12 protein-coding genes are annotated in these 18,935 nt (G+C 64.0%); 2 read left to right on the plus strand and 10 right to left on the minus strand.

Annotation, left to right across the window (positions count from 1 at the left end; translation table 11 throughout):
• Nucleotides 1-2: 2 nt before the first annotated feature.
• The 10 genes from nirB to F7R11_RS27425 all read right to left on the minus strand — a co-directional run bounded on the left by nirB (nucleotide 3) and on the right by F7R11_RS27425 (nucleotide 15,664).
• Nucleotides 3-2,558, minus strand: a complete 2,556-nt coding sequence (nirB, locus tag F7R11_RS17105) for a nitrite reductase large subunit NirB (protein WP_082932904.1) — start codon at nucleotides 2,556-2,558, stop codon at nucleotides 3-5.
• Between the two features lie 14 nt (nucleotides 2,559-2,572).
• Nucleotides 2,573-3,901, minus strand: a complete 1,329-nt coding sequence (locus tag F7R11_RS17110) for an MFS transporter (RefSeq protein ID WP_064806781.1) — start codon at nucleotides 3,899-3,901, stop codon at nucleotides 2,573-2,575.
• A 368-nt stretch (nucleotides 3,902-4,269) separates the two neighbouring features.
• A complete protein-coding gene (locus F7R11_RS17115) occupies nucleotides 4,270-4,569 on the minus strand; it encodes a hypothetical protein (protein ID WP_021192694.1) in 300 nt (99 codons plus the stop codon).
• A 175-nt stretch (nucleotides 4,570-4,744) separates the two neighbouring features.
• Entirely contained in the window at nucleotides 4,745-4,999 is a 255-nt protein-coding gene (locus F7R11_RS17120; protein ID WP_021192695.1) for a GlsB/YeaQ/YmgE family stress response membrane protein, read from the minus strand.
• Between the two features lie 145 nt (nucleotides 5,000-5,144).
• Entirely contained in the window at nucleotides 5,145-6,689 is a 1,545-nt protein-coding gene (locus tag F7R11_RS17125; RefSeq protein WP_064806779.1) for a methyl-accepting chemotaxis protein, read from the minus strand.
• A gap of 798 nt (nucleotides 6,690-7,487) precedes the next feature.
• Nucleotides 7,488-8,048, minus strand: a complete 561-nt coding sequence (gene cysC / locus F7R11_RS17130; protein WP_064806776.1) for an adenylyl-sulfate kinase — start codon at nucleotides 8,046-8,048, stop codon at nucleotides 7,488-7,490.
• 1 nt (nucleotide 8,049) lies between these two features.
• The gene (locus tag F7R11_RS17135; protein ID WP_231973347.1) at nucleotides 8,050-8,904 is read right to left on the minus strand and encodes an alpha/beta fold hydrolase; all 855 of its coding nucleotides are present in this window, start codon (nucleotides 8,902-8,904) and stop codon (nucleotides 8,050-8,052) included.
• Nucleotides 8,901-10,070, minus strand: coding sequence for a glycosyltransferase family 9 protein (locus F7R11_RS17140; RefSeq protein WP_064806774.1), 1,170 nt, complete (start codon nucleotides 10,068-10,070; stop codon nucleotides 8,901-8,903). The genes F7R11_RS17135 and F7R11_RS17140 overlap by 4 nt, the downstream gene beginning before the upstream one ends.
• Entirely contained in the window at nucleotides 10,067-12,154 is a 2,088-nt protein-coding gene (locus F7R11_RS17145; protein ID WP_064806772.1) for a tetratricopeptide repeat-containing sulfotransferase family protein, read from the minus strand. Before F7R11_RS17145 ends, F7R11_RS17140 begins: the two co-directional genes overlap by 4 nt.
• A 138-nt stretch (nucleotides 12,155-12,292) precedes the next feature.
• Nucleotides 12,293-15,664, minus strand: coding sequence for an autotransporter outer membrane beta-barrel domain-containing protein (locus tag F7R11_RS27425; protein ID WP_064806769.1), 3,372 nt, complete (start codon nucleotides 15,662-15,664; stop codon nucleotides 12,293-12,295).
• Between the two features lie 541 nt (nucleotides 15,665-16,205).
• Here F7R11_RS27425 and F7R11_RS17155 point away from each other — a divergent pair.
• The gene (locus F7R11_RS17155) at nucleotides 16,206-17,387 is read left to right on the plus strand and encodes a glycosyltransferase (protein WP_064806767.1); all 1,182 of its coding nucleotides are present in this window, start codon (nucleotides 16,206-16,208) and stop codon (nucleotides 17,385-17,387) included.
• A gap of 237 nt (nucleotides 17,388-17,624) precedes the next feature.
• A complete protein-coding gene (locus F7R11_RS17160) occupies nucleotides 17,625-18,710 on the plus strand; it encodes a helix-turn-helix domain-containing protein (protein WP_064806765.1) in 1,086 nt (361 codons plus the stop codon).
• The last annotated feature ends 225 nt before the right edge of the window (nucleotides 18,711-18,935 follow it).

An 18,935-nucleotide genomic window follows, 5' to 3' on the forward strand; every position in this document is an offset into this window, starting at 1 on the left:
TCTCAAGCGGCTTCAGCAACAACAGGAATGCGCACGGGGCGTGTCTTCGTGCGCTCATCCACCGTGGCGGGGCGGATCTGCCCGCGCTCCTCCACGAAGACGACGTTCGCATCCTTCGCGTCGCTGTTGACGAAGTGGCGGAAGCGCTTACGCACGTCCGGATTCGTCACGGCGGTCTTCCATTCGTCCTGGTAGGTGTCGACCACGTGCTGCATCTCGGCTTCCAGCTCGGCCACGATGCCCAGCTTGTCGTTGATGACCACGTCCTTCAGGTAGTCCAGGCCGCCTTCGAGGTTGTCGCGCCACGTGCTGGTGCGTTGCAGGCGGTCGGCGGTGCGTACGTAGAACATCAGGAAGCGGTCGACGTACTTGATGAGCGTTTCTTGATCGAGGTCTGCTGCCAGCAGTTCGGCATGGCGAGGCTTCATGCCGCCGTTGCCGCACACGTACAGGTTCCAGCCCTTTTCGGTGGCGATGATGCCGACGTCCTTGCCTTGCGCCTCGGCGCATTCGCGCGTGCAGCCCGATACGCCAAATTTTATCTTGTGCGGCGAGCGAAGCCCCTTGTAGCGGTTCTCCAGCGCAATCGCAAAGCCCACCGAATCGCCCACGCCGTAACGGCACCACGTGGAACCCACGCACGACTTCACCGTGCGCAGCGATTTGCCGTACGCATGACCCGACTCGAAGCCGGCCGCGATCAGCTCTTCCCAGATCAGCGGCAACTGCTCCAGCCGCGCGCCGAACAGATCCACGCGCTGGCCGCCGGTGATCTTGGTGTACAAGCCGTACTTCTTGGCGACCTGGCCCACGGCGATCAGGCCGTCTGCCGTCACCTCACCGCCCGGCATGCGCGGCACGACGGAGTACGTGCCGTCCTTCTGGATGTTGGCGAGGAAGTAATCGTTGGAATCCTGCAGGCCGGCGTGCTCCTTCTTCAGCACGAAGTCGTTCCAGCACGAAGCCAGAATGCTGGCCACGGCCGGCTTGCAGATGTCGCAGCCCATGCCGTGGCCGTGCGCTTCCAGCAGCGCATCGAACGACTGAATGCGCCCCACGCGCACCAGGTGATATAGCTCCTGACGCGAATACGGGAAGTGCTCGCAGATGTGATTGTTGACGGCCAGGCCCTGCTTCTTCATCTCAGCCTTCATCACCTGCGTCATCAGCGGCACGCAGCCGCCGCACGAGGTGCCGGCCTTAGTGGCGTCCTTCAACGCGCCGACGGTGGTGGCGCCTGCGCACACGGCCTGGCACAGCGCGCCCTTCGACACGTCGTTGCACGAGCAGATCTGTGCGCTGTCCGGCAGTGCATCCACGCCGAGCGCCGGGCGAGCATTGCCATCGGCTTGCGGCAGGATCAGGAATTCCGGCGCCTCGGGCAGTTCAATGCGGTTGAGCATCATCTGGAGCAGCGTGCCGTATTCGGCTGCATCGCCCACTAGCACGCCGCCCAGCAGGTACTTGCCGTCTTCCGACACCACCAGCTTCTTGTAGATCTGCTTGCGCTCGTCAGTGAACTGCACGCTGCGGCTGCCCGGCGTGGTGCCTTGCGCATCGCCCAGGCTGGCCACGTCCACGCCCATCAGCTTGAGCTTGGTGCTCATGTCGGCACCGTTGAACTCGGTCGCGTCATCGGCGGCCAGAATCTGTTTGGCGGTGATGCGTGCCATCTCGTAGCCGGGCGCCACCAGGCCATAGACCTTGCCGCCCCACAGCGCGCATTCGCCAATCGCGTACACGTCCGGTGCCGAGGTGCGGCATTCGGAATCGATCACGATGCCGCCGCGCTCGCCCACTTGCAGGCCGCAGGCGCGTGCCAGTTCGTCACGCGGGCGGATGCCGGCGGAGAAGACGACCATGTCCGCTTCCAGGTGCGTGCCATCGGCAAAGTTGAGACGGTGCGTACCCGCTTCCCCATCGACGATCTCCACCGTGTTCTTTTGCGTGTGGACGGTCACGCCCAGGTCTTCGATCTTCCGGCGCAGCATACGGCCGCCGCCATCATCCACCTGCATGGCCATCAGGCGGCCGGCAAACTCGACCACGTGCGTTTGCAAGTGCATGTCGCGCAGGGCTTTGGCGCATTCCAGGCCCAGCAGGCCGCCACCGATCACCACGCCGGTCTTGGCGCGCTGGCCGCATTCGGCCATCGCTTCGAGGTCTTCGATGGTGCGGTAGACGAAGCAGTCCTTGCGGTCCTTGCCCGGCACCGGTGGCACGAACGGCGACGAGCCGGAGGCGATCACCAGCTTGTCGTACGGCAGCACCTCGCCGGTGGAGGCCGTCACCGTTTTGGCCGTGGTGTCGATGGCGGTGGCGCGCGCGTTGAGCTTGAGCACCACGTCGTCGCGGTCGAAGAAGCCCGGGGCGACCAGCGAAAGGTCTTCCGCCGTCTTGCCAGCGAAAAATTCCGACAGGTGCACGCGGTCATACGCCGGGCGCGGCTCTTCGCACAGCACCGTCACTTGCAGGTGGTGACCGGGCGCGTGCAGCAGGCTTTCCAGAAACTTGTGGCCCACCATTCCGTGGCCGATGACGACGATCTTCATGGTCATGGTGATGTTCCTTGTCAGGCGTTGGCGGCGGCCAGCGTGTTGTCGTACAGCGCTTGTTCACGCGCCTTGTGTTCTGCCGAGAAGCGCACGGCGATGGCGCAGATGGCCGACAGTGCGACCAGCACGCCAAGGATGGACAGCGTGGCCTGCGTGTCGGCCATGCCCTTGAGCAGGAAGCCTGCCGCCACCGCGCCAGCGTTGCCGCCCGCGCCGATGATGCCGGCCACGCCGCCCAGCGCACGGCGGTCGATGAAGGGCACCAGCGCGTACGTCGCACCGCAGGCCATGTGGGTGAACAAGCCGAAACCGAGCATCGCCAGAATGGCGACCGTCACGCTACCGGCGTGGGCAAAGCCGAACAGGCCCAGGCCCTCGCCCAGCATCAGCAAGCACAGCAGCTGGGTGCGCGCATCCAACCCGCGCTTGGCGGCCATGCGGTCCGACACGATGCCGCCCAGTGCGCGGGCAAACAGTGCCAGCAGGCCGAAACTCGCGGCGGCCATGCCGGCAGCCGACAGCGACAGACCAAAGTGATCAACGTAGTAAATGGCGGCAATGTTGTGGATGAAGATCTCCACGCCAAAGCACGCACCGTAGGTGACGAACAGCAGCCACACGCGGTAGTTGCTGGCGGCGGTGATGAAGCTGCCCCAGCCACCCTTCTTGCTGCCCTCGATGGCCTTGCCGGCGACGCGCAGTTCTGCGAAGTTGCCCTCCGGGCAGTCTTGCGTATAGCGCCAGTACAGCGCCGCGACGATCAGCATGGCCACGCCCGGCACCACCATGGCAAGGCGCCAACCCAGGCTCTGCGTCACGCCCAGCATCACGATGGCGGTCAGCAGCAGTGGCATCGTGCCCTGCGCCACGCCACCACCCGCATTGCCCCAGCCGGCTGCTGCCGCGTTGGCGGTGCCCACCACGTTGGGCGCGAACATCACCGACGTGTGGTACTGCGTGATGACGAAGCTCGCGCCAATCGCGCCAATCGCCAGGCGGAAGAACAGGAACGCTTCGTAGCTCTGTGCCGTTGCCACGCCCAGCACGGGGATGGCCCCCAGCACCAGCAACCCGGTATAGGTCTTGCGCGGGCCGAAGCGGTCGCACAGCGGGCCGACAATCAAGCGCACCAGGATCGTCACCGCCACCGCGGCGATGTTGATGTTGGCGATCTGTCCGGGTGTGAGATGAAACTCGCCCTTGAGCACTGGCATGAGCGGCGCACAGGCGAACCACGCATAGAAGCACACGAAGAACGCGAGCCACGTCAAATGAAAGGCGCGCATCTGCGGCGTGCGCAGGCTGAACAGATCGATTCGGGTGGCCCGAGTGGCATTGGCGGTCATGTCGAATCCCAGTTCCAAAAAAAAAGAAAGGCGCCCGAGAACCGGGCAGCACTTGCCGGGTTCTGGGACGCCGTTGTCCAAATGACCCTGAGCACCAGGGCCTTCACCACGAAGAGCGCGGATCGCCATTGACACGCGCAATGGTGCTACGCAACAGGTGTGCCAGCACCGGAAACCCTTGATCTATTGCGGTTTACAGCAGATGCGCACAGTTGCCGTGCCTCGCGCGCGGGCAGCGCAAAGCACGGTTTCGGTGCGAAGGCGGTTCGTTATGGTGCGGCACGGCAAACGCGGCACGCGCCAATGGAAGGCCATCGGCGCGTCACATGCTGGCGCCGAAGCCACACGGGGCGAAGCGAATGACGAGATCAGTACCCGTGCGTAACCAGCGACAGCACAGACAAATCCGGATGCGTGCCGTCGACAATGCTGCGCGCGACGAGCACCGCTTCCTCCATTGCCGCTTCCGGGCTGCGGAAGCTGTCGTCGCCATCGGCATGGAACGGCACAACGTGGCCGGGCTGTGCTGGGTTGGCGCCGGGGTGGCAGACGTAGCCGGTGTAGGTGTAGCGCGTGCTATCGACCCCGTTGGCCCGGATTGGGCTGGGCAGCACATGAATCTCGAACCCTTCGTAGAGTTCTAGCGGTGGAGCGGGCTGGTCAGACATGGTGGTCTCGCTTGTGACGTACGCCTACCGCGCCGGCGCTTTTGGCGCGGCTTGGCTGTCTTGTACCAACCAGTCTAGGTGATGGGGTGGGTTGTGGAATCCGGCGGTTTGGAGGGGATGGGGACTGCTGCATTGCGGCCAGGCCTGCGCCGGAGGCGCTGGCCGCACGGTGCCGCTACGCGCGTTTGATGAGCCGGAGGATGAACAGCAGGATCACCGCACCAATCACTGCCGTGATGATCGAGCCGATCCAGCCGCCGCCCAGCGAGATGCCCAGCACCCCCGCCAGCCAACCGCCGATGAATGCGCCGACGATGCCGACCACGATGTCGACAAAGATGCCGAAGCCGCCGCCCTTGACCAGCAGCCCGGCCAGCCAACCAGCCAGTGCGCCAATGATCAACCAGGCAATCAAACCGTGTGAGGCCATGTTTCCACTCCTGAGGATGTGCGTTTTAAGGGGTGTTGCTGCATAGGCATAGTAGGCGAAGACCACACATTCGCCATGTGGCGATTTCGTGGTTTTTGCAATTGCCGATGGCGCACAACAGCCCTCGCACGCACAGGCGAGCAGCTCAGCGGAACACGTTCACGGCCTCCACCAGGCGCGTAGCCTGAATGCGCAGGCCTTCTGCCGCTGACGCGCTCTGCCCGACCAGCGTGGCGTTTTCCTGCGTGACCTGATCCAGATGGTTGACGGCCTGGCTGACCTGCGTGATGCCTTCGGTCTGCTGCGCGGTGGCCAGGCTGATGTCGGCGATCATGGACGACACCTTTTTGACCTGATCGACGATGTCTTCCATGGTCTTGCCGGCCTGGTCGACCAGCCGCGAGCCGGACTCCACCTTGTCAACGCTGGTGCCGATCAGCTCCTTGATCTCCTTGGCAGCGCCGGCGCTGCGTTGTGCGAGCGCGCGCACCTCGCCCGCCACCACCGCAAAGCCGCGGCCCTGCTCGCCGGCGCGCGCTGCTTCCACGGCCGCATTGAGCGCCAGGATATTCGTCTGAAACGCAATGCTGTCGATCACGCCGATGATGTCGGCGATCTGCTTGGCGCTCTGCGAAATCGCGCCCATCGTCGCCACCACCTCTTCCATGGCACGGCCACCGTTGAGCGCAGCCTGTGTGGCAACGCTGGATAGCGTGTTGGCCTGCCCGGCCGTTTCTGCGTTGCTGGCCACCGTGGCGGTCATCTGCGTCATCGAGCTGGAAGTTTCCTCCAGGCTGGCGGCGGCCTGTTCCGTGCGGATGTTGATGTCGCCGTTGCCCTTGGCAATCTCCTGGCTGGCCGATTGCACGTTGACCACCTGCTCGGCCACGTCGTCGATCAGCCAGCGGAACATCAGCCCGAGCTGGCTGATGGAGCGCAACGTCATGCCGATCTCGTCCGTGCGGTCGGCGATAGCGACTTTGCGGCTCTCGCCCGAAGCCACGCTCAGGGCGTGCTCCTGCAGCTTTTCCAGCGGCGTAGCGATCTGCACCTTCAATGACCAGGCGCCCAGCATCAGCGCCGCGAGCAATGCCACAGCAAAACCGCCAAGCGCCGTGCCAGACAAGCCGAACGCCCACGCCGCGGCCAGCAGCGTCGGCAACAAGGTGAGAAACGTGAGCCGAATGCGCCAGCGCACGGGCATGACCTGGAACACCGAGCGCCAGGCCATCCACCCTGTCCGCACGATCAAGCCCTTGTGGAACTTGCGGCTGCCGGCCTGGCCGGTGCGGAAATCCTTGTACAGCGCCTCGGCAGCGGCAATCTCCTCGCGCGAGGGCTTGGTGCGCACCGACATGTAGCCCGTCGGCTGACCATTGCGCACCACTGGCGTGGCATTGGCCCGCACCCAATAGTGGTCGCCATTCTTGCGGCGGTTCTTGACCAGCGCCGTCCAGGGCTGGCCAGCTTTAAGCGTGGCCCACATGTCGCCAAAGGCCTCCGGCGGCATGTCCGGGTGACGCACCATGTTGTGCGGCTGGCCCTCGATCTCCTCTCTGGAGAAACCACTGACTTCGACAAACGCCGCGTTCGCGTAGGCGATGTAGCTCTGTGTGTCGGTGGTCGACATGAGCGTGGCGTTGTCGGGGAACTCGTATTCGCGCTGGGTAACCGGTTCGTTGACACGCATGGCGGGGCCTCTCCTTGCTGATTTGTTTTACAAACGGGTTTTCGGCAGGAATCCGCACTTATTAATAGAAAAATCACCCCTCGTTAGTGGGGTATTAGATATAAATAGGCCGAACTCCCCGAGACGCCTTTAGATGAGAATGATTTTTCTTTATGGAGGCCAGGTACATCGCCACAGATCCAACGTGACAAATCAGACTGGCAAAGAACCCTTATACGAAAAGGAATTTTGTTTTTTACCGCCATCATCCACGACAACGGCGAACGCAAGGAGAAGATCGTCATTTGCCCTGCCAAGGAAGTTCGCTCGATTATTCCAACGGATCACTTTTGATAATCACTCATATTGGTTAATTCATGGATTTTCACCCTGAAATTGCCTGGTCAATATAAAAAGCCATACGTTTGCTTAGCAAAAAATCTCACATGCAAGAGCCCTAAGAAACGCGGGTAGACGGAAGGCTTGCCATCCGGTCTGAGACCTGCCGTGAAGTTCGCCTCAAGGGGTTCCGCTGTCGGCCTCCCACCCCCTTTGAAATCAGAGAACTAGGGTTCACAGCCGGACTTCAGGTAGGTGCGCATCCAGCGCTGGATCGTGTGCCCAGCTTGTCGACGCGTTCTTCCGGGCTCGTATGAACCCCTGCTCGCCACGCGCTCCCGGTCACGTAGCCGTCCGCCGGCAGCGCCGAATCACCCGCGGAATTCTGTTTCCAGGCGCGCGATGATCACTGGGATCGCTTGGCGGTGCGAGCGCGCTCCCACATCACCAAACGCGCCGGAATCCGCACGTCCGTCGCCATCAGCAGTTGCCTCGTATCGTTGCCGGCAACATCTCGTCCGTGCCCCTCAGCAACGCCAACGTTGCCGCAACACAGGATTCCGTCGACTCGCAGCCGGTATCAAACGAAAGCGCCGGGGCCTGTGGGGGCTCATAGGCATCGCTGATGCCGGTGAAGTTGGTGATTGCCCCAGCGCGTGCGCGCTTGTATAGCCCCTTCGGATCACGCGCTTCGCACACCGAGAGCGGCGTCGCCATGTGCACCTCGAAAAAACGTGATGCGCCGACGATCTGTCGAGCGCTATCCCGGTCTTTGCGGTAAGGCGAGATCAACGCGGCAATGGCCCACGTACCGGTGTTGTTGATCTGCGCGCACCATTGCGCGACGCGGCGGACATTCTCGCTGCGGTCTTCCCTGGAGAAACCGAGGTCGGGGCAGAGCTGCTTGCGCACGACATCGCCATCGAGCACGCGGCAAGGCACGCCCTGAGCGGTGAGCGATTCCGCCAACGCCAGCGCGAGCGTCGTCTTGCCGGCGCCGCTCAGCCCAGTCAGCCAAAGCGTGGAAGGAATCCGTTGCATGTCATGCCCCTGAGCGTGTTTTGCAGATCGGTGTGAGTGCCAGTAGCGCGGGCCATTGCCCAGCCCAGTCGCCGTCGTGGGCAAGGCCCAGCACGGTGTCGGCTTGCGCGCAGCGGCCGCCAACGGCCCGCACGAAACGTTGCGCCACTTCCAGCGGCACCACAGTGTCTTCCGCACCGCTGAAATGCACTTGCGGAACCGTTGCCACGCGTGATGCCACGTCGATCGGATTCATGGATTCCGGCATCGCCGAGACCGCGTGCCGACGGTTGATGAACTCGATATCCAGATTGCCCGCCACGGTACGGATGGACGCGACGTCGGTACGGTATGCAGCAACCAGCACGGCGATCGCTCCGCCTCCGGAATAACCGACAAGGTGAACGGGCTGGCCCGGCAACTTCGCACCGAAATGGCCTACCGCCTCATTCATCGTTGCCACCACTTCCGGCGCGAAGCGCTTGCCAGTCCAGTACGGCACACCGCATTGCGGGTTCAGCGCCATGGGTGTGAATTGGCATGGGCGCGCGAGGTACACCACGTTCGGTGACGGGTCCGCGGCTGCCAGGGCAAGCGCAGTGGCATGGCGCGGTGTCGGGTCAGCAGACGGTTCGACGCGGGAGATCCACGCCAGCCCATCTCCTTCGATATAGATGGTGAGGGGCTGGTCTGGGCGCGTGATGCGCGCGAATGCCGTCAGGACGAAGTGGTCGGTTTTCACCAGCTCTCGATGCAATTGGAACGGTGCCGCCAATGCGTCTGCGTGCGCGTTGCGGTCGAGCGTCGCGCACGCAGACAGTAGGACGCAAAACACGAGCAACAGCAGCCGGAAGAGCGGTTTCTGTGCGCGCATCATCCTTGCCCGCCGGCAAGCTGGGCCAACGCCTGCGCCATGTCACCCATGACGCTGCCCCAATCGCCACGAGACGGTTGGCGGAACAGGCGCACGCTCGGGTACCACGGCGTATCGCTGCGGCCGAGCAACCAACGCCAGTCCGGCACGAACGGCAGCATCACCCACGCAGGGCGGCCCAGCGCACCGGCCAGATGCACCGGCGACGAATCCACCGAGATCAGCAGATCGGCCACGGCGAGGATGGCAGCGGTGTCCTCAAAATCCTGGATCTCGTCGCTGAGCGACACCATCGCCATACCCGGCGGCGGCGATGCGGCCTGCTGGGCAGCCGGCCCTTTCTGGATGGAGAGGAAGGTGACATCGGGTCGGCACAGTGGTGCGAGGTCTACCAGCCTCATCGAACGGTTGGCGTCATTGACGTGCGTGGGGCGCCCGGCCCACACCAGCGCCACCAGTGGGCGCGGCAAACCGGCCAGACGTGCCTGCCACTTGGCTACACGCTGCGGGTCTGCCGACAAATACGGTGTTGTGCCAAGCAAGTCTGTGAGCTTCAGGCCCATCACCATGGGAAGGCTCATCAGCTCGCAATGCACGTCAAACGCGGGCGGCAGGTTGCCGCGCACGGTCAGCGCATCGAAACCGCTGCAGCGGCTGGCCAGCGATGCGCTCTCCGCGTTCACCTCCAGGATGACGCGCGCGCCGCCGCGCTCCTTCGCCCAGCGCACCATGCGCAGGAACTGGAAGGTATCGCCGTAACCCTGCTCATCGTGGATCAACAGCGTCTTGCCGCGGATGGGCTGACCAGTCCAACGCGGGCGCTGGACCTTGCGCTCGATCGCTGCCGTGTGCGGCATGCCGTAGCGGTGGTGATACTCGCGCCAGCCGCGCTCAAAGTTGCCTTGCAGCAGCAGCGTTTCCGCCAGGTTGAAGCGTGCGGTGAGATTGCCGGGCATGTTGGCAACCAGCATCTCCTGGATGGACTGTGTCTCGGCAATCTTGCCTTGCGGGCGAATCGCGTCGGCCAGCAACTGCCACAACACCAGCGGCCCCGTGCCGGACGCCAGAAACGGACGTACGAACGCCTCCGCTTCGGTCAAGCGCCCATCGACCAGCAGCGCACGGCCTTGGCGCTCGACCGTCGCGACATCAACCGTATTCATGTTCATGGCGCGCTGATCCCGAGTGCAGCGAGCAGCGGGCCGAGGTGGCTTGCGTGCTTCTGCCAGCGCCCCTTGGACGTGGTGTAGATCGGCTGGCGTACCTGGTTGACGCTGGCGGTGCGCACCACGCGGTCGTTTGCGTGGAACTGCAGGCAGGCGTCTTCCCAGGGCAGGCCGAGGAAGCTGACCAGGCGCCGCGCCTCGCCCTCCAAGTCATCCACCACGTGCTCATAGTCCACTTCGATGAAGCGATCGGCCGGCAGGACTTGGGCCCAGTGGGCCATCAGCTTCTGATAGTCGGTATAGAACTCGCCAAGCTCCGCCAGATCGTAGGAGAACGGCTGCTCACCGCCGAATTGCTTGGTGTAGCACGACAGGCACGTATCCACCGGATTACGCCGGCAATGGATGATGCGCGCACCGGGCAGGATCAGCGGAATCAACCCCGCATACATGAAATTGCCCGGCATCTTGTCGATCAGGCGTTGCCGACCTTGTGCCAGCGGTTCGATACGGTCCAGGTAGGCGCGGCCCAGGTGTTGCGCGCCCGCTGCCGTCAACGCCTGCCCAATATCGGGGAACGGCCCGGCACCCTCCACCACCAGACGCAGCGTCGAAAGCTCGCCCGCGCCCGTGACCTGCGAGTGCGACGACAGAATTTGCTCGATCAGCGTAGTGCCCGAGCGCGGCATCCCGACGATGAAGACCGGCAGATCAGACTGCGCGCCGGCGCCCGCCAAGTGCGCCATCCGCTCGGCAGTGAAGACTTCAGCGATGCGCTGCATCCATTGCCGGGTCGCCTTGGCGTCGTAACCGAACGTCGAGCGCTTCTGCTGGTTTGCGGTATGCAGGTGCGCGAAGGCGCGCGGCGCATCCTGCAGGTCGAGGTAGGCCTTGCCAAGCGCGAAATGCGCTGTGATGCGTTCGCTCAATGGCTTCGGTGCCTCGCTGGCGAGCCAGGCCTCGATGGCGTCGACATCCGAATCACCAGCCTGGAATGTCTTGGCTTCGGCGCGCGCCGTCAGCACCCGTACAGAACCGGGGAACATCGACAGCGCCCGATCGAACGCCGCCCGAGCGGCCTCTTTCTGGCCTGACTCCATCAGGAGCATGGCGCACCCGACCAATGCCTCTTCCGCCACTGTGCCGGGCAACGTTGCAGCCTGCTCGAAATGCGCGAGCGCCTGGTCGGTTTGACCCAGCCCCTGCAGCACCTGCGCCAGCGCGTGATGGGCTTCGGCACTGCGCGGCGCCAGGGTCACGGCCTGCTGTGCGCACGCGAGCGCAGCGTCCAGGCGCTCCAGTTGCTTCAACGCCGTCGCCCGGGCGACGAGTCCGGCGGGATGCTGTGGTGCAAACGACTGCAACGCATCCAACGCCTGCAGCGCCGCGGCATGCCGATGGCGCGTCGCCTCCGCATCGGCCAGGTTCAGGTAGGCATCAATCAGATGCGGGCTGAGTTCGATGGCCAGGCGCGCCTCTGCGGCGGCCTGGTCGTACTGCCCGTGCGCAGTCAGCAGGAAAGCGAGATTGCTGTGCGCCTCGGCATAGTGCGGATTCAGCGCCAACGCCTGGCGGTAGTGCTGCTCGGCCTGGCCTAGCCTGTCCAGACGCCTGTACGTATTGGCCAGATTGTTGTGCGCTTCCGGTGCATCGGGCGTGAGCGCCACCACCCGTTCCAGGCATGCGAGGCTTTGCTCAAGCTTGCCCGCTTCCTGCAGCAGGATGCCGAGATTGCTCCAGCCCGGAACCAGCGATGAGTCCAACGCCACCGCACGCTCGGCCGCTTCCTGACCCTCGGCCAGCATGCCCCTCTGGCGATACATCTCCGCCAGGTTGCTGGAATAGATGGCGGGTGCGCGTGGGGCCATGCAAGCCTGACGCACGTGCGCAATGGCCAGATCCAGGTTGCCATAGGCATGCGCCATGAGCCCGAGCAGGTGCAAGGCATCGGCCTGCCCCGGCCACGCGGCCAGCACACGCTGGCAATAGATTTCGGCTTCGGCTGCCTGGCCTGCGTTCCAGTGTGCATACGCACGGTTGAGCGCTTCGGGAATGCTGATTGGGTCGGAATTGAGCGCGCTCGACATGCGTGGCTCCAATGAATCAAATGGGGAAAAACCAGTCCGATCGGACCGCCTGCGGGAGTCTGGTTGACCGCCCCCCATAAAGCAATGAGCGCGCTCCCCCTTTCGGGAGGCGCGCCATTGGCACATCACTTCAAGACGTTAGAACAGCTGGCGCAGTTGCAGGCTGCCGGCATGCGATACATACCCACTACCCACTTGCAGCGAGTAACGCGCGCTGATGCTCAGGTTGTTTGCCCGCAGCAGCTTGACGCCGGCCGAGAGCACCGCCGAGTCGTTCACCGGGCTGGCACCCAGCGACGTGAAGCTGGTCTGACCCGTCGGGTCTGCCGCGAAGCTGGCTTGCGTCTGCGTACGCGTGTTGTTGTACTCATGACGCCATGCCACCTGCAGTTCCGGCACGAGCGTGCCGTACGAGGTTGCCAGCTCACGCGAGAACTTCACGCCGATGTCGCTGGTGACCGACGTCGTGTGCGACGCACCCACCGACAGCGCTGCACCATTGCCGCCCGATTCGGTGTAGCCGTTCTGACGCAGGTAGCCATACGTCAGGCTGGCCAGCGGCGTGACCGTGGCAACGGCGGTCGCAAACGGATAGCCGGCTTCCGCGCGGGCCACATACTGCGTGCCGCTGAAGCTACCGTCGGCATTGCCCGAGAAGCCGGCAAAGTTGACGGCGCGGGTGGTGTCGTAGTGCTGCTGCACGGCACCCGCCGACAGGTTTGCGTACCACGGGCTGCCCGTGTAGCTGGCGTAGCCCATCAGGCCGAACGAGTTCACACGCGTCGAGTTGCCGTCGGTGTCGCCCGTGTTGCTGATCTTGGCGTTGCTGTAGCTGAACACACCGCCCGCACGCCACGCGTCGTTGACCGCGTGATCGACGCCGAACAGCAGGCCGCCGAAGTTGGCGCTGTAGCCATCCACCTGATCACGTTGGCCCTGGTGTGCGTGGCCGCCGAATGCCTGACCCCACACGCCCCATGCCGGACCGGCTTCACCGGTCGAGACACCGCTCAGGCCACCGGCCTGGGCAAGGCGCACGCTGTCCGCATGCGTGGAGATGATGTTGAGCACATCCAGCGTCGGTGCCAGTGCAGCCTGGGCGGTCGAGCCCTGCGACACCGGGTTCAGTTGCTTGCCGGCGCGGTTGGCCGCGTCGCTGCTGCCCAGGTTCAGCGCCATCGAGGCGTTGTACAGGTTCAGCAGGCCCGGATCGCTGATGCCCGTGTACTGGGACAGGCCTGTGAGCGCCGCTTGGGCGTTCGGCACGGTCGCCGGCGGGGTGGGAGCCGGGGCAGGCGCGGGAGCCGGTGCCGGGGCAGGTGCCGGCGAAGGGCTCGTGGTCGGGATCAGAGCTGCGCTGACCACGGTCACCACCAGGTCGCTACGGCCATTGGCCGTGACGTTCGCACCGGTCAGGACACTGTTGTAACCGCGGATCGAATACCGGAGCGTGCCTTCGTTGTAGTTGGTGCCGGTGCTCGACGCATCGACGATCACGTAACGCTGGCCAGCCGCAAACGGATACGGGTTGACCTGCGCAAACGAAACGGCCGAGCCCGCGGCAAGGTTCACCGCGCCCGAGACAATCAGTCGGCCATAGCCGCGGTCGCCCGTGAGGGCGCCGTTGGCGATCGCACCGGTGTTCACGCCGATCTGCAGCGTACCGGCCGCGCTCTGGTTGTAGGTGCCAAGAATGTTGATCGCGTTGTTGACCTGCAGGACTGCGCCCGTGTTGCTCACGGCCACCTGACCGGTGGGAGCGGCCACGGCTGGGCCAACGCTGAGTATGTTGGTGGGCGCGGCACCAATGTTGTCGTTCAACACCAGGTTGCCCGAGCCGAATACAACGTTCGTGCCAGAGCTGGTGATCGTGCCGATCGTTCCGCCAAAGCCGGTCAGCGTGCCGAATGTCGAGCCCGCTCCACCATTGATGGTCAGGGCTTGAGGGCTCTGGTTCGTAATATTGCCGGCGATCACGCCTGAGTTGGTGATCGTGCCAATCGACCCGCCGTTGACGATGGCATTGCCAGCGCCCGTGATGGTGCCGCTGTTATCCACCGCGCCGATCGACCCGGCGCTGAGAATGCCGGCGACAAATGGCATGGTGCCCACGGTGCCACCGCTGATCGTTCCGCGGTTGACCAGCGTGCCGATCATGCTGGTGTTGTAAAGCCCTGGCACGCGACCGCTGATCACACCGTTGTTGGTCAGCGAGTTGATCGTTCCTTGGTTGGTGATACCAACGCCGCCGCCGCTAATGCTGCCGCTATTGGTGAGCGTGCCGATCGAGCCGCCGTTGAAAACGCCGGCATTCTGCTGACCGGTACCCGAGGGGAGGCCAAGAATGGTGCCGCTGTTGCTCAGCGTCTGGATCGTGCCGAAGTTGTTGATACCTGTGACGCTACCGCTAATGACGCCGCTCGCGTTGTTGGTCAACGCGCTGATCGTACCGCCGTAGCTTGTGATGCCAACGGAGTTGGTACCAGTACCACTAATGGTCCCGCTGTTGGTCAGCGCACCGATGGTGCCGTTGTTGGCAATGCCGGTATTGCCGCCAGTGATGGTACCGCCAGCGTTGTTGTTCAACGCGGTAATCGTGCCGCCGGAACCATTGATCCCCAACGCACTGCCGTTGATGGTGCCGCTGTTCGTCAACGTACCGATCGCGGCACTGTTGACGATGGCCGCCACACCACCTTGGATGACGCCACTCGCTGCGTTGTTCAGCGTAGTGATCGCACCTCCGTTAGTGATGCCATAGCCTGCAGCGACGCTGCCCGTACCCCCGCCAACGCCACCAAACCCATTGATGGCGCCGGTGTTGCTGAGCGTGACGATGGTCCCTTGGTTCTCAATACCGAAGCCGGTGCCGCCCTGACCGCCGATTCCGCCAATGCCGCCAATGCCGCCGTTGCCGCCCTGGCCAAGGATGGTGCCGCCGTTGTTCAGCGTCGTGATCAGCGCGCTGTTGATCAGGCCCGTGCCGCTACCGCCTGCGCCGCCTACACCGCTGGGCACGCCAGAACCGCCAGCGCCGCCGGTACCGCCGACGCCCATGATCGTGCCGTTATTGTTCAGCGTCGTGATGTTGCTTGCCGCCAGGCCAAACGCGTTTCCGCCCCCACTCCCTGGCCCGCCGGGCATGGGCATTGGCGGCGTACCAGGCGGCGTACCAGGCGGCATCATGATGCCGCCGTTCATACCGTTGCTCCCCGCCTGGCCGATCGCACTGATGACGCCGCCGGCTGCGTTGTTCAACGTATCGATCGAGCCGCCGTAAGAGCCGATCCCGACATTGGTCCCGCGGATCGTGCCGCTGTTGCTGAGCGTGCCCAGCGTGCCATCGGTCATCAGCGCAGTGCTGGCGCTCGAAACGCTGCCGCTGCTGGTTACCGTGTAGTTGCCGGCGCCCCAGAACTGCTGGGTGGTGATCGCGGTGCTGACAGTCGTATCGGCCGCAGCGATGGCCGGGGCCATGCTGGAGAGCGCGGCCGCGATTGCCAGCGTCAAGGTGCTCTGTTTAGGAAACTGATTGCGTTGAGCCATTGTTTTTGTACCTGAGATAGGCGGTTGAACGGCCAATCCGAGCCGCGCCCCAGCACACGTGTTGAGGCTCAAGGTCTGCCTGTCGGTTTCCCCTGCGCCTCAACACGGTGCGGTTTGCTTGCGTCGAACGACTTCCCCGTTTCGCAATCCGGTACGTTCTGGCAAATGGCGCTGTTATCTTCTGCGCGCCTCTGCTGCTACGTTCTTGGATCAGGCAAACCTGCCGGCAGGCTCTGTTCTGATGCGGCATCGGATGCCGCAAGCGAGCGTTTGACCGACAGCCCTGAGCCGCTACCAACTCCCCCCGGACTGCTGACACAACTGTGTCGGACTCGATAGTGGCGATTTTTTTGGGGGTGGTCTTGACCGTGCGTCTCAGTTTTTGGAAAGTTCCGCGCGATTTGGAAATTTCTATAAGATCCCTGCGCTACCTCAACACCACACGCTGCACAGGAATGCCTCGCATGCACCCTCGGGCCCACAACACCGCGCACCAGGACCGTGCATGAGCCGGATCGTTTTTGCGTGGGAGCTGGGTGAGAACCACGGGCACCTGTGGCGCCTGCTCCCGATTGCCCTGGCGCTGCAGGCAAACGGCCATGAGGTGATGTTCGGGCTCAAACCGATGGCCCTGGCCCAGCGCTATCTGGCGCCCCATGGCATCCGCTGGTTTGCCTGCCCCGCCCCCGCAGACATCACGCCGCTGGGCCGCGAGATTGCGACCTACGTCGATATTCTTGCCACCTATGGCGCCACGCAACCCGATCTGCTGGGCGGCATGGTGCAGGCCTGGCAACACATGTACGCCGCGCTCGAACCGGATCTCGTGGTGATCGAGCACGCGCCGCTTGCCTTGCTGGCGGCCAAGCGGGCAGGCATTCGCAGCGTCCAGGTCGGCACCGGCTTCACCATCCCCCCTACCCTGTCTCCGGCGCCGTGCTTCCGCCCATGGGAAGCGGACCACGCCGAGGCGCGCGCGCAAACGCAGGCGGCAGTGGAGCGCACCATCCAGGCGTTGTTCGACCAGCCGCAGGCGCTGACGACATTGCTCACCGCAGACCACACGCGGCTACTGACGCTGCCGGAGCTGGACCACTACGCAGCATCGCGGCCGCCCGGCACCACCTTCCTGGGGCCAGTGCCCGAGCCAGATACCGGCGAACGCGTGCAATGGCAGCAGCCCAACAAGCCGCACGTCTTCGTGTATCTGCACACGCAGCCCTGGCTGGGGACCGTGCTGACGGCGCTGGAGGCGTCCGGCGCCGAGGTGATTGCCGTCATTCCCGATATCAGCGACGAACTGGCGAGCCGCCACCGCCGCCTGCGGCTATTCCGGCGGCCTGTGCAAATGGCGCCCTTGCTGGCCGGCTGCACGCTGGCCATCACCCACGCAGGCCATGGCACGGCATTGAACTGCCTGCTGGCCGGCGTGCCGATGTTGCTGCTGCCGCTGCATATCGAGCAATTGATGGTGACCGAGCGTGTGGCCGCAACGGGCGCTGGCCTGGGGATCCTGCCCGCCTATGTGGAGAGCCGCTTCGGCCAGGTGCTTCACGATGCCTTGGCCAATCCGCAATACCGTGACGCGGCACGCACCATTGCAGTGCGCTACCAGAGCTTGCCGCGCGACCGCGTCCTGAAAGCCGTCACCGGGCTGATCGAGGACGTGCTGGCGCAACGCTGTTAGCCGACGCCACTCCGCACGCGAGGTGTTGGTCTTGTGTCTCACCCTTTTGTAGGGGAGTGCGCCGTCGCGCGTGATTGCAGGTGTTTTCTTCGCTACAGTCCCAGCCATAAGACGCCGTTCATAACAGCACCACCACAAAATACTCACGGGGCGGGGACTCTCTTGCATGGCACATTGCGCGTTCACGGTTGACGTTCGCTCGCCGTGCGAATCGTCGCTTGCGCACAGTGATCCGCGATGAGCACCGCATTGAACGACGACGCCCTCCACACTGCGCCAACGCTCAGTCGCCTGTTGTTGCCGCCAGCGCCACCAACGCTCGCACCCGGCATCGTGCACAGCGATTTCAGCGTGCAAGGCGACGCCCGCCAAAGCTTTTTGGCTTGGCAAGAGCGGATGAGCCCGGTCTATGACATACGGCCACCATCAAAGCAGGCCGACGATACGTTCAACGCATCGCTGTCACGCTACACGATCGACAATCTCAGCCTCTTCGACTTTCACACCGGCCCCAATCTGGCCGTGCGATCGTTGGGTCGGGTCTCGACCGAGAGCGTTCGTGATGTCACGTTCAGCATCTTCCTGGCAGGGCCGCCGTCGCAATTTCAGGGTGGCAAGCCGCGCGCTGACGCCGCGCATATCCCGCGCGTGCCAAGCATCCTCGCGCTGGACATGGATCAACCGTGCACCATCCGCAGCTTTGAGGGGCGACTCCTTCTTCTTTTTGTGCCGCGTGCGCTGGTGGAACAGTCATTCCCCGATGCGGCTTCGCTGCATGGCCGCTGGGTGCACGCCACCACCCCGCTGACGCGCTTGCTGATTGAGCATGTCGTGGCGCTCAGGCAGCAGATCGTTGGGCTGAGCAAGGAGGCCGCGCAGCAGGCCTTTCTCACCGCGGTGGAGTTGATCCTGGCGGCCTACGGCCAGCAGGCGGGCCTGGCAGGCAACGCCCGTGCGGCGGTGCGCGCTGCTGTCTACGGAAAAGTGCGGCGGCATGTTGAGAGCAATCTGCGTGATCCGAACCTGTCGCCGGAAAGCGTGTTGGCATCGCTGCATTTCTCGCGCGCAAGCGTGTACCGCATCTTCGAACACGATGGCGGCCTGGCCGCATATATCCGCAGTCGCAGGCTACGGATGGCCGCCGACGAACTGGTGCGCTTTCCGCAGCGGGGCATACAAGACGTTGCCTCGGGGCTGGGCTTCAACGATGCATCGAGCTTTACGCGTGCCTTCCGTCGCGCGTTCGACATCGCGCCCCGCGAACTCCACGAATACGCACCGTTGCTCCAGCACGGCCACGCCAAACGGGAGCGCTTCACCTAGAAGCCACGGGCCATTGACCCTCGCCAGGCGCCGCCAAGCCCCATAAAACCACGGCGCCGTCACTTTGCAGGCAAGGTGTTGGGCCCGAGCCTCACCCTTTAGGGGGGAGTGCCGCGCTGCGCGCAATTTCTTCGCTACAGTCATCACCACAATAAGCAGTTCATAAGCTGTACCACAGCACAGAATACTCACGGGGCGGGACTCTCTTGCATGGAACCTTGCGCG

The sequence above is a fragment of the Ralstonia insidiosa genome (assembly GCF_008801405.1).
GTDB classification, from domain to species: domain Bacteria; phylum Pseudomonadota; class Gammaproteobacteria; order Burkholderiales; family Burkholderiaceae; genus Ralstonia; species Ralstonia insidiosa.

Coding starts and splice junctions, on each gene's coding strand:
- F7R11_RS17110 (WP_064806781.1), bottom strand. CDS start 3,901: ATGACCGCCAATGCCACTCGGGCCACCCGAATCGATCTGTTCAGCCTG.
- F7R11_RS17145 (WP_064806772.1), bottom strand. CDS start 12,154: ATGTCGAGCGCGCTCAATTCCGACCCAATCAGCATTCCCGAAGCGCTC.
- F7R11_RS17125 (WP_064806779.1), bottom strand. CDS start 6,689: ATGCGTGTCAACGAACCGGTTACCCAGCGCGAATACGAGTTCCCCGAC.
- F7R11_RS17155 (WP_064806767.1), top strand. CDS start 16,206: ATGAGCCGGATCGTTTTTGCGTGGGAGCTGGGTGAGAACCACGGGCAC.
- F7R11_RS17135 (WP_231973347.1), bottom strand. CDS start 8,904: ATGATGCGCGCACAGAAACCGCTCTTCCGGCTGCTGTTGCTCGTGTTT.
- F7R11_RS17120 (WP_021192695.1), bottom strand. CDS start 4,999: ATGGCCTCACACGGTTTGATTGCCTGGTTGATCATTGGCGCACTGGCT.
- nirB (WP_082932904.1), bottom strand. CDS start 2,558: ATGACCATGAAGATCGTCGTCATCGGCCACGGAATGGTGGGCCACAAG.
- cysC (WP_064806776.1), bottom strand. CDS start 8,048: ATGCAACGGATTCCTTCCACGCTTTGGCTGACTGGGCTGAGCGGCGCC.
- F7R11_RS17115 (WP_021192694.1), bottom strand. CDS start 4,569: ATGTCTGACCAGCCCGCTCCACCGCTAGAACTCTACGAAGGGTTCGAG.
- F7R11_RS17160 (WP_064806765.1), top strand. CDS start 17,625: ATGAGCACCGCATTGAACGACGACGCCCTCCACACTGCGCCAACGCTC.
- F7R11_RS17140 (WP_064806774.1), bottom strand. CDS start 10,070: ATGAACATGAATACGGTTGATGTCGCGACGGTCGAGCGCCAAGGCCGT.